At 67.5% G+C, this 14592-nt stretch carries 12 protein-coding genes; 7 read left to right on the top strand and 5 right to left on the bottom strand.

Annotation, left to right across the window (positions count from 1 at the left end; translation table 11 throughout):
• Positions 1–31 precede the first annotated feature (31 nt).
• Positions 32–994 carry an SDR family oxidoreductase gene (locus MYSTI_RS14540; RefSeq protein ID WP_015348522.1) on the bottom strand — a complete coding sequence of 321 codons (963 nt, stop codon included), beginning with the start codon at positions 992–994 and terminating at the stop codon, positions 32–34.
• Positions 995–1110: 116 nt separating this feature from the next.
• Here MYSTI_RS14540 and MYSTI_RS14535 point away from each other — a divergent pair, with 116 nt between their 5' ends.
• Both MYSTI_RS14535 and MYSTI_RS14530 read left to right on the top strand, forming a co-directional pair.
• Positions 1111–2076 carry a helix-turn-helix transcriptional regulator gene (locus MYSTI_RS14535; RefSeq protein WP_015348521.1) on the top strand — a complete coding sequence of 322 codons (966 nt, stop codon included), beginning with the start codon at positions 1111–1113 and terminating at the stop codon, positions 2074–2076.
• A gap of 500 nt (positions 2077–2576) precedes the next feature.
• Positions 2577–4322, top strand: a complete 1746-nt coding sequence (locus MYSTI_RS14530; RefSeq protein ID WP_233278271.1) for a MopE-related protein — start codon at positions 2577–2579, stop codon at positions 4320–4322.
• 12 nt (positions 4323–4334) lie between these two features.
• On the opposite strand, the gene MYSTI_RS44605 is transcribed toward MYSTI_RS14530, so the two are convergent.
• On the bottom strand, positions 4335–6419 hold the full coding sequence (locus MYSTI_RS44605; protein ID WP_015348519.1) for a serine/threonine protein kinase: 2085 nt from the start codon (positions 6417–6419) through the stop codon (positions 4335–4337).
• A 131-nt stretch (positions 6420–6550) separates the two neighbouring features.
• Here MYSTI_RS44605 and MYSTI_RS14520 point away from each other — a divergent pair, with 131 nt between their 5' ends.
• Positions 6551–7681, top strand: a complete 1131-nt coding sequence (locus MYSTI_RS14520) for a serine/threonine-protein kinase (RefSeq protein WP_015348518.1) — start codon at positions 6551–6553, stop codon at positions 7679–7681.
• Positions 7678–8637, top strand: coding sequence for an RluA family pseudouridine synthase (locus MYSTI_RS14515; RefSeq protein WP_015348517.1), 960 nt, complete (start codon positions 7678–7680; stop codon positions 8635–8637). The genes MYSTI_RS14520 and MYSTI_RS14515 overlap by 4 nt, the downstream gene beginning before the upstream one ends.
• Positions 8638–8654: 17 nt before the next feature.
• Here the strand turns inward: MYSTI_RS14515 and MYSTI_RS14510 are convergent, their stop codons facing one another.
• Entirely contained in the window at positions 8655–9068 is a 414-nt protein-coding gene (locus tag MYSTI_RS14510; RefSeq protein WP_015348516.1) for a secondary thiamine-phosphate synthase enzyme YjbQ, read from the bottom strand.
• A gap of 62 nt (positions 9069–9130) precedes the next feature.
• Positions 9131–9733 carry a hypothetical protein gene (locus tag MYSTI_RS14505; protein WP_015348515.1) on the bottom strand — a complete coding sequence of 201 codons (603 nt, stop codon included), beginning with the start codon at positions 9731–9733 and terminating at the stop codon, positions 9131–9133.
• Positions 9734–10028: 295 nt separating this feature from the next.
• Between MYSTI_RS14505 and rpsD the strand changes: the two genes are divergently transcribed.
• The 3 genes from rpsD to MYSTI_RS14490 all read left to right on the top strand — a co-directional run bounded on the left by rpsD (position 10029) and on the right by MYSTI_RS14490 (position 13737).
• Positions 10029–10661: a 30S ribosomal protein S4 gene (gene rpsD / locus MYSTI_RS14500; protein ID WP_044279907.1), complete on the top strand. Its 633-nt coding sequence runs from the start codon at positions 10029–10031 to the stop codon at positions 10659–10661.
• A 175-nt stretch (positions 10662–10836) separates the two neighbouring features.
• A complete protein-coding gene (locus tag MYSTI_RS14495) occupies positions 10837–12210 on the top strand; it encodes a S28 family serine protease (RefSeq protein WP_233278270.1) in 1374 nt (457 codons plus the stop codon).
• A gap of 66 nt (positions 12211–12276) precedes the next feature.
• Complete coding sequence (locus tag MYSTI_RS14490) at positions 12277–13737, top strand: S28 family serine protease (RefSeq protein ID WP_233278269.1); 1461 nt, start codon at positions 12277–12279, stop codon at positions 13735–13737.
• Positions 13738–13788: 51 nt separating this feature from the next.
• Here MYSTI_RS14490 and MYSTI_RS14485 read toward each other — a convergent pair whose 3' ends face one another.
• Positions 13789–14523 carry a hypothetical protein gene (locus tag MYSTI_RS14485; RefSeq protein ID WP_015348511.1) on the bottom strand — a complete coding sequence of 245 codons (735 nt, stop codon included), beginning with the start codon at positions 14521–14523 and terminating at the stop codon, positions 13789–13791.
• Positions 14524–14592 lie beyond the last annotated feature (69 nt).

Here is a 14592-nt window from a genome sequence, read left to right as displayed (position 1 = left end):
GCGCCGAACCGTGAAACAGGGTGTCTGGGCCTCACTCCTCGGGCCAGTGGGGGCGGACGCGCTCGATGGGGCTGTCACGCCAGGTGAAGTAGGCGGCCTCGTCGGCGACGCGGTAGGGACTGCCGGGGTAGGTGCGGGCGAAGTGGTCTCCCCAGTGGGGCGTGGAGCCATCCAGGTCGGTGAAGCCGTACTCGCGAGCCAGGGCCCAGGAGCTGAAGACGCGGCCGGCTTTGGAGGCGACGTGGGGGTCCGCGGCGAGCGCGGCCACGGCTCGGCCGACGTAGGACGGGGACTCGGAGGCGATGAAGTCCGGCTCTGTCTTGGCGGCGTCGCGCCAGTTGGCTTCGGTGACGCCGAAGTTCTCGAGCATCTCCTCGGAGCGCAGGAAGCCGGGCGTCACGGCGAGGGCGGTGATGCCGGTGCGGCGAAGGTCTCGCGACATGGAGAAGGCCAGGCGGATGACGCTCATCTTCGCGAGATCGTAGTAGAGGCTGCCCCGGTAGCCGAAGTGGTCGCCGTCGGTGATTTCGACGATGAGCCCCTGGTTCTGGGGGAGCATGACCGGGACGAGGTACCGGCTGGTGATGAGGTGGGTGAACACCGCGCGCTCCAGCATGGTGCGGGCGTGGTCCGGGTTCAGCTTCCAGAAGGGCACGCCGAACTCGGAGAGGGTGTCGCAGCCCCAGATGTCATTCACGAGGATGTCGAGGCGGCCCTGCTCCTGTTGGATGCGGTCGCGCAGGGCGATGACCTGCGCGTCGATGGTGTGGTCGCAGCGCACGGCGATGCCCTTGCCCCCCAGGGCGGTGACCTGCTCGGCGGTCTCCTCGAGGGTCTCCGGGCGCTTGGGGCCGGAGGCGGGCTGGCCTCGGACGCTGCGGCCCGAGCAGTAGACGGTGGCGCCTGCTTCGCCGAGGCGAGTGGCGATGCCTCGTCCGGCGCCACGGGTGGCACCCGTGACGAGGGCGATGCGTCCTTCGAGTGGCTTCTTCATGGTGTCTCCCAGGCCGGCGGGGTGAAGCGCGAGCGCGCGGTTCGCCGGCGACGTGAGGCACCGTAGCGGGGTGAATATGACAACCTCTGTCATGATTGCCCGCGTAGGGTCGCGGCATGCGCGCCGACCGACTCGTCAGTCTGATGCTGCTGTTGCAGAGCCGCCCGAAGCTGACGGCGGGGGACCTGGCGCGCGAGCTCCAGGTCTCCGAGCGGACGATTCACCGGGACCTCGACTCCCTGTCGTCGTCGGGGGTGCCGGTGTACGCGACGCGAGGGGCGTCCGGGGGTGTGGCGCTGGTGGAGGGATGGAAGACGCAGCTGACGGGCTTGAATCGCGCGGAGCTGCAGGCGCTGGCGGCCATAGGTGGGGCTCCGGGGCGGTTGGGGGATTTGGGGTTGTCGGGGCCGCTGCGCAGCGGGTTGGTGAAGCTGGCGGCGGCACTGCCGGCGTTGCAGCAGCCGGCGCTGGAGTACGCGCGGCAGCGGCTGCATGTGGATGCATCGGGGTGGTTCACGGCGAAGGATGAGGTCCCGCACCTGGAGCTGCTTCGCGAGGCGGCGTGGCAGAACCAGCGGGTGTCGCTGACGTATCGGGACTTCGACGGCAAGCGGAGTCGGCGGGTGGTGGAGCCCTACGCGCTCGTGCTCAAGGCGGACCGCTGGTACCTCGTCGCGGGGACGGAGGCGGGGGTGCGGGTGTACCGGGGCTCGCGCATCGCGGGGGCGAAGGTGCGCGCGGAGACCTTCGAGCGGCCAGAGCGGTTCGACCTGCCCGCGTTCTGGCGGGAGTGGTGCTCGAAGTTCCTGGAGAAGCGCGCCCGGTACGAAGTGACGCTGCGGCTGACGCCCGAGGCGGAGGCTGCGCTGCGGCACATGCGGCCCCCCGCGGATGGCGTTCGCTTCGACGAAGGCCGTGAGGAAGGAGGGAGGAAGACAGTCGTCGTGGACTTCGAGCGGGAGTCCATCGCGCTGGGGCAGCTCTGCGAAGTGATGCGTGGGTTTGAAGTCGTGGGGCCGGAGGAACTCCGCGCGCGGTTGATTGCCTTGGCGTCCGCGGTGCTCACGGCGCATCCATCCTGAGTTTCAAGATATGCTTCATATCCATGGAGATTCGATTTCCGGCAAGACCTCGGCCACGCCCCACCCCGCTCGTCACACGCGCTTTCCCAAGTGAGGCCCAGGGGCTGAGTGCACTCACCCTGGTCGTCTTGCTTGCCACCTCCTGCACCGTGCCGAGCCTGGATGAGGTCTATGCAGGCTGTGAGAACCCGCTCACCGTGGCATCCATGTTCGATGGACAGCCCGCGGATGTGGTCCTCGGAGGACGAGCGTCCTGCAGGGGTATCAAGGCCACGGTGAACGTCGTGGGCTTCGCTCCTGGCTGCATTGTCATGAGCCTGCGAGATGCCGCGACGGGGACTGCATTGACGCAGTCCTACACTGCCCTCTCGGGCCAGCTCCCTGGCGCCCTCCAAGTGGCCGTTCTTCCGCCCCGTGGCTGGGGGACCCAGTTGAGCTTGAGCGCGAAAGCCTTCGAGACATCGTGTGACGGGCCGCAAGTGGTCCACGACGCACAAGCCATGACGGTGGAAACAAAAGCCATCCACTCAGTCAATCTGCAAATCCAAGCCGAGGATGCGGACAAGGATGGCTATGCATCCCGGCTGAGTGGAGGCACCGACTGCACGGACGACAATGCGAGAATCAATCCGGGCGCAGACGAACTCTGCAATGATACGGACGACAACTGCGATGGCGTCTCCGACGAGGCTCATTTCAAACTGAACCAAGCATGTGAAGTGTCCGCCGACTGCAGGGGCATCTCCCGCTGCAATCCGGTCACGCAGACTCAGCACTGCGACACTCCGCCCGCCAAGACAGTGTATCCAGACGCCGATGGGGACACCTATGGCCAGAAGAACGCGCCCCCTCGCATCGTCTGCGGCGACATCCCCCCTGGCTACACCAGTGGGCCGTCGACCGACTGCCGGGATGACCTGTTCAGCATCAACCCGGGAAGACAAGACCTCTGCGACGGCGAGGACACCAACTGCGACGGAATCAACGATGAGGCCTTTCCCGCGAAGGGACAATCCTGCACAGAGCTCTCGACGATGTGCGAAGGCACTCAGGCATGTCGCATGGACAAGCAAGGGCTCGAGTGCATGACGCCCGCCCCCTCCCGCTGGTACCTGGACGCGGATGGTGATGGCCATGGTGAGAACACGGTCGTCGACTCGTGCGTGAAGCCCGCTGGGGCATACGTCAACCTGGGTGGGGATTGCGACGATGGGAATCCCTTCACCCATCCCGGAGCCACCGAGATTTGCGACGACCTGGACAACAACTGTGATGCGCAAAGGGAGTCTGTCGATCAGTGCCCGGCGCAGTCTTCACCGCTATGGGTCCCGAAGGTCGTCGAGGCAGGAGGTAACTGGCTCACCGCTTCTTCCTGGGGAAAGGGAAACATCTGGGTTGCAGGCACCAACAATCGCCGCGCGCGGATGACCTCGTCCGCCACGGAGTTCACGACCATCTCGAGCACCCTCTGCGATGGAAGCACCCTCAGCAGCAACACCACATGGACCAGCAGTTGGAGCGACCCCACCGACGGCCGTGCATGGCTTGGCAGCGAAGGCGGACTCAAGGGCTACCAGCCGCTGGGTTCCGCGAACTGCGTCATCGTCGCTGACGATGATTTGAAGGTCTTCGGCCTGGCGGGCACGAGGACGAACAACGTCCTCTCCCTCTACGGTGCTTCAGCGAGCGCCGCCACGGCCGATGGCGCGGCTTTCACGTGGAACGGGACGGGATCACCTGTCTACAACCCTGTCACCAACAGACTGAGCGAAGTCTTTGATGTCCACGCCTCCGCCCCTGCGCACGTCTTGGCGGTGGGAGGCGTCAGCAGCAGTCCGCGCGCCCGCATCTATCGCCTCGAGCCAGCCACGGGTCTGTGGAATCTGGAAACAGTGCCAAGCGCAGAGAGACTCCGAGGCGTCTGGGTGGTCAACAACGAGGTCGCCTTCGCCGTGGGCGATGCTGGCAACGTGTTGAGGAAGACCCACGGGACACCATGGGTTGCCGTGGCCAGGACTCCCGACAACCACAACCTGACCTCGGTCATCGCCTTTGGCGCGAACTCGGCCTACGCCACCTGCGCCTCCGGGCATATCTACCGATTCAACGGTCAGGGCTGGACAAGGGTCTACAACGGCAGCACCCGACTCAATGACATCACCGGCTCTGGCCCCGATGACATCTGGGCGGTGGGCGACGGAGGACGCATCATCCGCTGGCCAAGCTGGCCGGACTCGCCCCCGTGAGGCTTCGCGCACCTAATCTTCGTAGAAGTTGAACTTGATGAGATTGGTCTTGCCAGCCTCGATCACGAACTCCTTGCTCTTGGTGAGCTTGAGTTCCGCGTTCGTGAACGTGATCATGACCTTGCCCACTTCCCACATGACGTCCTTTTCGATGGGCGTCACCCCGAAGGAATGACTGCCAATGGAGACCTCTCCATAGGGGCGAACGCGGAACTCGAGTTTCGCCTTGGGTTTCGGCTTTATCGAGCCCTTATTCTTGAGACGAGAGCCAGCATCGGCTCCGGCCAGCTCGCGAATCCCTCCGTCCGCGTTCCCAGTCACGCCCGCGTCGAGCGGGCCCGCATCGCCCGCGGCGTCCTCACTTCCCGCGTCCAACGGTCCTGCAGCCACCGTACTCGTCACCCCTCCATCGAGCGCCGGCCCCGCATCAGGCCCCAGCGCCGGCCCTGCGTCCGCCCTGCTCCCTCCATCCGTCCCACCAATCACAAACGCCTCGCCAGAAGGCTTGTCTTCCTCCCTCGTCTCGCTGATGGCCGACGGATTGCCCGGTTCCGTCGGCTTGGGCCCTTGGCCTCGAAAGGCGAACCACGCCAATCCCGCCACCGCCACGATGCTCACCGCGATGAGCACCGCGACCAACACGCCCGAATACCGACGGCCCGAAAGCGGCCCGGTTTGAGCCCCCGTGGAGATGTGGTCTTCATCCGCCACCTCCGATTCCGGCGACTCACGCAGCACCCGCTCCCGAGCCTGCTCAATCTCGTTCCGCTGAAGCGGAATCGTCGCGGACACCCCCGACGTGCTCCACCCGTCGCGCGTCCCTCGGACCTCTCCAGCCACTCCCGGATGCGCCGGCAACGCCGGACGCGAAGCCGTCCTCTTCCGTCCCCCAGCAGGCTTCGCCGCGCGCTCTCGCGCCTCCGCGCCTTCACCACTGGAAGCCCCGGGCGTCGCCGCCCCTCGCTCCAACACCATCCGCGCGAGCTGCGGGACAGGCGTCGTCGGCAGCGTGTCCTCCATGGACAACGACTCCGGCACCGGCGGCTTCACCTCGTTCTGCGCCTGAGCCACCATCGACCGAGGCGTCGGCACCGGCGGCTTCGGCTCCGCGGGCGCCACCATCGACCGAGGCGTCGCCCTGGGCCCCATCACCCCATGCGCCGGCGAGCCCACCACCACGCCTCCCACCCCCTCCGCCACCAGCCGCCCCACGAACTGGGCAATCTGATACGCCCCCACCGACTCACCGGCCGACAACAGGTACCGCTCCAGGTCCGCCTGGAACGCCCGGCAGTCCGGGTAGCGCTCGTCGCGCTCCTTCGCCAACGCCCGCTTCAGAATCTCCTGCAGCGCCACCGGCACGTCCGGCCGCCGCTCCACCACCGGAACGAAGGGCTCGAACAGGATGGCCTGCATCGTGCTCGCCTCGGTCGTCGCGTCGAACGGACGCTTCCCCGTCAGCAGCTCGTACAGCACCACCCCCAGCGCGTACACATCCACCCGCCGGTCCAGCGGCAGCGTGCGCAGCTGCTCCGGCGGCATGTACGCGACCTTCCCCTTCATCACTCCGGTCTGCGTGCGGTGCCCCTGCCCCGCCACCTTCGCCACACCGAAGTCCACCACCTTCACCGCGCCCTGCCGCGACACCAGGATGTTGTCCGGACTCACGTCGCGGTGGATCAACCCCAGCGGCTCACCCGTCACCGGGTCACAGAAGTCATGCGCGAACGCCAGGCCCTCCGCCGCGAGCGCCACCAGCTTCGCGCACATCACCGGCGGCAACGCCTGCTCCACCGCGCGCTTCACCAGCCGCCGCAGCGTGGGCCCGTCGATGAGCTCCATCGCCAGGAAGTAGCTGCCGTCCGCCTCGCCGAAGTCGAAGATCTGCACGACGTTCGGATGCTCCAGCTGCGCGGCCAGCCGCGCCTCGCCCAGGAACATCTCCACGAACGCCGGGTCCTCCGCCAGGTGCGGGAGGATCCGCTTCAACACCAGCGTCTTCTCGAACCCCATCGGGCCAGCGGCCTTCGCGAGATAGACCTCCGCCATGCCCCCCGAGGCAATCTTCCGGACGAGTTGGTACTTCCCGACGTGCATGGGTCGAATGGTTCTCCCAGGTTTCCCTGGAAAAGTGAAATGCGTGAGTGAGTGTTCTACGATGAACCCTACAAGCAAGCGTCAACCAGTTTGACCCTGACGTGACGGGATTCGTAGGATCCGCGCCACGCATGCCCCCGAAGGTCATCGGTCCGTACCGAGTCCTCCAGACGCTCGGCAGCGGCGGCGCGGGCACCGTGTACCGGGCCTTGGACCGCCGCAGCAACGACGAAGTCGCACTCAAGCTGCTCTCGGCCGGCCCCGCGCTGGACGAGCGTGCGGCTCGGCGACTCGCGCGCGAATTCGAGACGCTCGCGGACCTGTCCCACCCCAACGTCGTCAAGGTCTTCGAGGCGGGCGTCCACCAGGGTTGGCCCTACCTCGCCATGGAGCTCATCGAGGGCCTGACGCTGCGCCACTACCTGGACATCCGAGGGGACGACCTCATCTCCCCCATGAGCGCGTCCACGCCTCGCGGGCTGCTCTCCGTGCGGCGCACCGTGGACGACGACTTCGGCCCGGGCAGCGACAGCTTCTCCGACTCGCTGGGAGAGCCCCGTCCGTCGATGGACGGCCTCTTCAGCATGGACGCCTTCAACGAGGAGCCGCCCAGCGAGGACCTCAACAGCTACGGCGCCTCCGACCCGCTCGAAGCCGAGTCCGAGTCCGACGAGTCGATGGATGGCTTCGACCTCCCCCTCCCCCCTCCGCGCAAGCCGCCGGACCCGTCTCGGACGCTGCGGGAGGAGGACCTCAACCGCCCGGAGCGGATGGGCCGGCTGAAGGACACGATGCTCCAGCTCTGCGAGGCCCTGGCCTACATCCACGGGCACGGGCTGGTGCACCGCGACCTCAAGCCCTCCAACGTGATGGTGGACGAGGACCGGCAGGTGCGGCTGATGGACTTCGGGCTGGCCAAGTTCCTCGCGGACGACGTGGCCATCACCGAGGCCGGCAAGATGGTGGGAACGTACCGCTACATGGCGCCCGAGCAGATTCTGGGAGAGCCGCTGGATGGGCGCTCGGACCTGTACAGCCTGGGCGTCATCCTCTATGAGCTGCTCAGCGGGCGGCCCCCCTTCGATGCGAAGACGCCGCACGAGCTGTGGCGGCAGGTGCTGGAGACAGAGCCTCCGCCGGTGCTGGCGCTGAACCTTCATGGGGACCCGCAGTTCGCACGCGTGGCCCACCGCCTCATCCGCAAGGAGCCGGACGACCGGTTCCAGACGGCCGAGGAAGTCTACGAGGCTCTTTCCGAGTGAATCCCTCCACGCTTCACACCTTCACCGTGGACGCCGACAAGGCGGGCCAGCGGGTAGACCTCTTCGTGGGCGAGGCGCTGAGCCTGTCGCGCGCCCGCCTCAAGCGACTCTTCGAGTCCGGCGCCGTGAAGGTCAATGGCCGCCCGGCGAAGAAGGGCCTCACCCTCACCGCCGGGCAGAGCGTCGCGGTGGTCGTGGAAGAGGAGACCCGCGAGGCGCTCCCCGACGAGGACTTCCCGCTCACCGTGCTGCACGAGGACGCAGCGCTCGTCTTCGTCGACAAGCCCGCGGGCCGGCCCTCGCATCCGCTCCAGTCCGGCGAGACGGGCACGGTGGCCAACGCCCTCGTCGCCCGCTTCCCCGAGTGCGCGCAGGCGTCGGTGGACCCGCGTGAAGGCGGGCTGTGTCACCGGCTGGACGTGGAGACCTCCGGCGTCGTCGTCGCCGCCCGCTCCCGCGCGGCATGGGACACGGTGCGCGGCTCCTTCAGCGAGCGCGCGGTGGACAAGCGCTACCTCGCGCTGGTGACGGGGCCGCTGGTGGACGAGGGCGACATCGACCTGCCCCTGCGCCACCACCCGCGCCACCCGGACCGCGTGGAGCCCGCGCCCCACGGCGCCGAGGACGCACGCGAGGCCCTGTCCCGCTTCCGCGTGCTGTCCCGCGTGGGAGAGCACAGCCTGGTGGAGGTGCGCATCCTCACCGGCGTGCTGCACCAGGTGCGCGCGCACATGGCGGGCATCGGCGCGCCCATCGTCGGAGACACGCTCTACGGGGGACGCGAGGCACCGGAGCTCGGGCGCTTCTTCCTGCACGCGCGAGCGCTGGGGCTCCCGCATCCGGAGACGAAGAAGCCCCTGCACGTCACCAGCCCCCTGCCCCCGGAGCTGCGCGCGGAGCTGGAGCGGCTGGGACTGCCCCTGCCGCGCGGCGAGAAGGAAGACGCAACGCAGTAACGGAAGCCCGGGCAGCGCTACTCGCCCATCACCTTCACGATGACGCGCTTGCGGCGCTGCCCGTCGAACTCCGCGTAGAAGACCTGCTGCCACGGCCCCAGGTCCAGCGCGCCCGCGGTGACGGGGATGATGACCTGGTGATGGACGAGCATGGACTTCAGGTGGGCGTCGCCGTTGTCCTCCCCCGTGCGGTGGTGGCGATAGTCCGGGCCCGAGGGCGCGAGCGCCTGGAGCCACTCCCAGATGTCCTCATGGAGCCCGGACTCGTCATCGTTGACGAAGACGCCCGCGGTGATGTGCATCGCGGAGACGAGCACCATGCCCTCCTGGATGCCGCTCTTGCGCACCAGCGAGGTCACCGTGTCGGTGAGGCGGACCAGCTCACGCCGCTGCTTCGTCTCGAACCAGAGGTACTCCGTCAGGGTCTTCATCGCGGGCCACCCTTCGCGAGCCCAGGACCGCGGAGCACACCTCCGCGGTCCACCGGCTGGACTCAGTACGTGTAGTAGACCGCCGGCGTGGTGCTGGTGAAGAAGTTGTAATACGTGGCCACCCAGTTGGGCTTGTTGCCGACCTCACCCGGGAGCGCGCCCGTCTTCGTTCCGTAGCCCACCAGCGTGGCTCCCGCATCCGTCTGGTCCAGGCGGCAACCATAGACACTGCCCGCGCCGAAGTTCGCACCGACGAACGCCTCGCGAATCGTCCCGAGCGTCGCCGGGTCGATGTGGCGGAAAAGGCAGACCGTGGGGGAGCTCCCGCTGATGCCTCCCTTGATGGAGAACCCGACGGACAGCCCCACCGCGGTGCCAAGCACATTGAGGCTGGGCGTGTTGTAGGACCGCCCCAGCTCGACGGTCGCCGCGGGATACGGACACGTCCCGGAGGCCGCGCGCGTCAGGCTGGCGACGTAGACCGGCGGATAAGGCGGCGAGATGGTCGTGTAGGAGATGGTGAAGGTGCAGCCACCGAACGTCGACGTGGTCAGCGCGGATTCCTGCTCACCCAGCGACTCCTGAGCGGGAGACTCCTCGGGCGCGCCACAGGCGACGAGGGACGCGGCGGCACAAACCCAGACAGCACGCTTGAAGGCATTCATGAATGAGCTCCGTTGCGGGGAAGCGCGGACTCTATCGCCACTCAGCAACGGCTCTCAACGCAACCCCACACAGCCGTTGCATCACACGCTCGTCGTCACCACCCCACACGTGAGTCATTGAGAACTCCGTGCGGAGCCCAAGCCCTCTGGCGTCACGCGGCCCCGCGAGTCCGCGCCACCCCACCGCACCCGACTTGACCCCGCGCCGTCTTCTGCGGTACTGATCTTGATATTGATACTGATTCTCAAAATCAACTGAGCTCGAAAACACGGCGAGTCGGAACGGAGCAACGAGATGGCGCGAGAACTGGGACCGAGGGGAAAGATGTGCCGGCGACTGGGGATTCCCCTCTCGAGAATCAGCGCGAAGGACCCGGACAAGGACCCGGTGCTGCGTCGGCCCTACCCTCCTGGGCAGCACGGCGCGACGGCGCGCATGGGCAACAGCGACTTCGCCCGGCGGCTGAGGGAGAAGCAGAAGCTGAAGCTGTACTACGGGCTCCTGGAGAAGCAGTGCCGGCGCGTGTTCCTGGAGGCGCGGCGGTCCCCGGGCAACACGGGCACGGTGCTGTTGCAGCTCCTGGAGAGCCGCCTGGACGCGCTGGTGCTGCGCGCGGGGCTGGCCACCAGCATCCGCCAGGCGCGGCAGTTCGTCCGGCATGGGTACTTCCAGGTCAATGGCGCGGCCACGGACATTCCCAGCTTCCGCGTGAAGCCCGGCAGCGAAATCCGCTACCACGCCGCGCACCTGAAGCTGGTCATCGTGCGGGAGTCGTTCGAGCGGATGAAGGGGCGTGTCGTACCGCCCTACCTGCAAGTGCTGGGTGAGGGCGAAGGGATGCGCTACCTGCGCCTCCCCGAGCGCGAGGAGATTCCCGTCGACGTGAATGAGCCGTTCATCGTCGAGTTCTACGCCCAGCGCAGCTGAGCGGTTCTCGAGAACACCTCGCTATGTCGTTCCCCCCGAGACGTTTGGGTTGTCGAAGCACGCAACCTCGACCTCGGGGGACACCATGGCGTATCCGCACCGACCCACCCCAGCCACCGTCGCATGGGTTCTTTCCACCGCGTTGCTGTTACAGGCGTGTGGCGATGCAACCCTGTTGGAATCCTCTGACCCCGGGGCCGCACGCTCCCAGGCAACCCATCCCCTGACGGGCGGCGTCGGCGCGTCCGAGGATATCCTCACGCAACTCCAGTCGGTCCCCGGCCTCACGGTGGTCGCCGAGGACCCCGCTCCCTATCCCGGGACACGCTTCTTCCGGCTCAGCTTCGAGCAGCCGACGGACCACCGGCGCCCCCATGGGGAGCGGTTCCCGCTGCTGATGACCCTCCTGCATCGCTCGGCCACGGCCCCGATGGTGCTCGCCTCCACGGGCTACGGCGCCGACGACTTCTATTACGAGGAGGAACCCACGAGGCTCCTCGAGGCGAACCAGCTCGCCGTCGGGCACCGCTTCTTCACTCCCTCGCGTCCGGCCTCCAGCAACTGGCGGCACCTGAACATCTGGCAGTCCGCCCATGACTCCCACCGCGTCGTCCAGGCCCTCAAGCCGCTCTATCCCCAGCGGTGGCTGCACACGGGAGTCAGCAAGGGCGGCATGGCCGCCGTCTACCACCGCTACTTCTTCCCAGCCGACGTGGATGCCACCGTGGCGTACGTGGCCCCCAACTCGCACGGCGTCACCGACGCCCGCTACGTCGACTTCCTCGACCGGGTCGGGGATGAGCCCTGCCGCACGAGGCTCCGCGCATTCCAGCGAGAGGTGCTGGTTCGCCGGGAGGAAGTGCTTCCCCTCATGGAGGAATGGGCGGCGACCCGCGGGCTCACCTTCCAGCATCTGGGAATGGACCGGGCCTTCGAGTTCTCCGTCATCACGGGCCCCTTCGCCATGTGGCAGTTCGGGGGCGCGCGGGCGTGCGCGCTGACGCCTCCGCCCGGCGCGCCGGCGGCGGACCTCTTCTGGTTCCTCAACGGAATCGCGGTGACCCAGGGCTACAGTGACGCGGACCTCAAGAGCATCGAGCCCTACTACTACCAGGCCGCCACGGAGCTGGGCGCCTTCCGCGCCCCCACCCAACACCTGAGCGGACTGCTCCGCTATCCAGGTCAGTACACTCCCGCAGCCCTGGTGTCCTTCCCCATCACCGAGCCCTTCAACCCCGGCCTCATGCGCCGCGTGGAGCATTGGGTCCATCACCGGGGAGGACGGATGTTGTTCATCAACGGGGCGAACGACCCCTGGTCCACGGGGGCGTTCACCGTCCGCGAACGCAACGACTCCTTCCGCTTCGACGTTCCGAATGGCAATCACCTGGCGAACATCACCAAGCTCCCCGAGGCACACCGCGCCGTGGCCCTGGAGCGCCTCTTCTCGTGGATGGACGTCTCCGCCACGCCCGCCCAGCTCCAGTCGCGGCTGGATGACGCCGCGCTCGCCCCACCCCGCATCCGGGAGCCTCGGTTCCCGCTGTAGCCTCGCGCGCGGCGTCTGGGTTGTCGAAGCCTGTAACCACACCCCAAGGGGGACGTAATGGAACACATGCACGCATCCAAACCATCCGTCGTGACCTGGTTCCTCTCCGCCGCACTCCTGCTGCAGGCCTGCGGAGCGCCAGACCTGGTGGAGCCCCCGGAGCCGGGAGCGCAACAACCCCAGACCTCGAGCGCCTTGGAGCGAGGGGCGGATACCTCCGAGGACATCCTCGTCCAGCTGCAGGCCATCCCGGGCCTCACGGTGAGGCGAGAGGCCCCCTCGCCCATTCCCGGCACCCGTTTCTTCCTGCTCTCCATCCAGCAGCCCGCGGACCACCGGCAACCCGCGGGGGAGCAGTTCCCGTTGCGGATGTGGCTCCTGCACCGCTCGGTCTCCGCGCCGACGGTCCTGTTCTCCAGCGGCTACGGCGGCATCGGCGTCCCCTACGAGTTCGAGCCCACCGCGCTGCTCGGCGCGAACCAGCTCGTGCTGGAGCACCGCTTCTTCGGCCCCTCCCGCCCCGCGTCCAACAACTGGAAGCACCTGGACATCTGGCAGGGCGCCAATGACATGCACCGCATCATCCAGGCCCTCAAGCCGCTCTACCCCCAGCGCTGGCTCACCTCCGGCGTGAGCAAGGGGGGAATGACCTCCGTCTACCACCGCTACTTCTTCCCCCACGACGTGGACGCCACGGTGGCGTATGTGGCGCCCAACTCCTTCGGGGTGGATGACCCTCGCTACATCCACTTCCTCCAACACGTCGGAGAGGCCTCGTGCCGCGCGAGGCTTCGCGACTTCCAGGCAGACGCCCTGCGGCGCCGGGAGCAGCTGCTGCCCGTCTTCCAGCAATGGGCGGAGGCCAACGGCGTGACGTTCGAGCATCTGGGCCTGGACAGGAGCTTGGAGTTCGCCGTCACCGAGCTGCCGTTCTCGTTCTGGCAATACTTCGGCCCGGAGCTCTGCGCGGAGATTCCCCTCCCCGGCGCGCCCGCGCAGGCCGTCTTCGACTTCCTCAACGAGGTGGTCCCGTTCGCCAGCGGTTACGGCGACCGCGCCTTCGAGTTCTACGAGGCCTATTACTACCAGGCCGCCACGGAGCTGGGCTCGTATCGGCTCCCCGAAGCGCACCTGCGAGGGCTGCTTCGCTACCCGGGCCAGAACACCCCCGCCTCCTACGTGTCCTTCCCCATCACCCAGGCGTTCGACGAGGACCTCATGTTCCGCGTGGGGCTCTGGGTCTTTCTCAAGGGGAGCCAGATGATGTTCATCTATGGAGAGACCGACCCCTGGTCCGCGGGAGCGTTCGAGGTCCGCCGTCGCAACGACTCCTTCCGCTTCTCCGCGCCCGGCGCCAACCACAGCACGGCCGAAATCATCACGCTCCCCGAAGCGGAGCGCACCCTGGCGGTGGAGCGGCTCTCCTCGTGGATGAACGTGTCCATCCCTCCCGCCCGACTCGAGACGCAGACGGACAAGGCCGCACGCGCGCCCTCCCCGCTCCGGGACTTGCGCCCGCGGCTGTAGCGCCAACCTCCCGGGCCCTCACGGACACCCGCGTGAGGGCTCGGGCCCGAGTCACTTGAGCGACAAGCGCCTGAAGAGCGAGCGGACGCCTCTCAGGAGATAGAACAGTCCTCCCGCCACGAGGGTCAGCAACGAGAAGATGAAGAGGGCCTTCAAGACACCCCGAGGACCACCGAGGGACAGGCCCACCACCAGCACACAGAGCCACGTCCCCCACATCAGCAGGGTCGGCGTCCACGAGGCCTTCCACTTCCTGCTGCCCTCGAAGCTCGCGAAGGGCAGCTTCTTGCGCGCGGACAGCCAGTCCTCCTGCCAGAGGCCGAGGACGTAGGGCACCACCTCCCACTCTCGTGGCCAGGGCAGCTCGTCGCCCACCGCCAGCGTCTTGCTCTCGAACACGGCCTTGAGCACCGAGGCCCCTTCCACGTCGGAGACCTCGTTCGCGGCCTCGACCTCCGCGTCCCCGAGCAGCCAGCCTTCCCAGAGCCGCGGCTGCCCCGCCACCTTCCGGCAGGCGCCATTGTCGAACTCGATGCGACGCAGCACCTGGCCACCTTCGCAGTGCACGACCGACACCTGGCTGGCCGCGGTCCGCGCCCGAATCCAGATGACCACCCCAGGGACCTGCTTCGACAACGCGCGCGCGGTCGCCTCGCCCTCGGCGGAGTCCGGCAACGTCAACTCCACCCAATCCGCGACATAGCGCGCCGGGCAGTAGCCCTCGACCGAGGGACGGAAGCCGGACGGCACGGCGGTCCTCGAATAGACGGCATTCACGACGTCCATGAGTCCTCGAAGGCCTGGAGCGATGTCTGGCCTTGTCCTGGGCTTGAGCGAGAAACCGCGCGGAGGCTC

It is taken from the genome of Myxococcus stipitatus DSM 14675 (assembly GCF_000331735.1).
Classification (GTDB): Bacteria; Myxococcota; Myxococcia; order Myxococcales; family Myxococcaceae; genus Myxococcus; species Myxococcus stipitatus.
Note: the sequence above shows the minus strand (reverse complement) of the source record. Positions and strands in the feature narration are given on the sequence as shown.

Coding starts and splice junctions, on each gene's coding strand:
- MYSTI_RS14540 (WP_015348522.1), bottom strand. CDS start 994: ATGAAGAAGCCACTCGAAGGACGCATCGCCCTCGTCACGGGTGCCACC.
- MYSTI_RS14535 (WP_015348521.1), top strand. CDS start 1,111: ATGCGCGCCGACCGACTCGTCAGTCTGATGCTGCTGTTGCAGAGCCGC.
- MYSTI_RS14530 (WP_233278271.1), top strand. CDS start 2,577: ATGACGGTGGAAACAAAAGCCATCCACTCAGTCAATCTGCAAATCCAA.
- MYSTI_RS44605 (WP_015348519.1), bottom strand. CDS start 6,419: ATGCACGTCGGGAAGTACCAACTCGTCCGGAAGATTGCCTCGGGGGGC.
- MYSTI_RS14520 (WP_015348518.1), top strand. CDS start 6,551: ATGCCCCCGAAGGTCATCGGTCCGTACCGAGTCCTCCAGACGCTCGGC.
- MYSTI_RS14510 (WP_015348516.1), bottom strand. CDS start 9,068: ATGAAGACCCTGACGGAGTACCTCTGGTTCGAGACGAAGCAGCGGCGT.
- MYSTI_RS14505 (WP_015348515.1), bottom strand. CDS start 9,733: ATGAATGCCTTCAAGCGTGCTGTCTGGGTTTGTGCCGCCGCGTCCCTC.
- rpsD (WP_044279907.1), top strand. CDS start 10,029: ATGGCGCGAGAACTGGGACCGAGGGGAAAGATGTGCCGGCGACTGGGG.
- MYSTI_RS14490 (WP_233278269.1), top strand. CDS start 12,277: ATGCACGCATCCAAACCATCCGTCGTGACCTGGTTCCTCTCCGCCGCA.
- MYSTI_RS14485 (WP_015348511.1), bottom strand. CDS start 14,523: ATGGACGTCGTGAATGCCGTCTATTCGAGGACCGCCGTGCCGTCCGGC.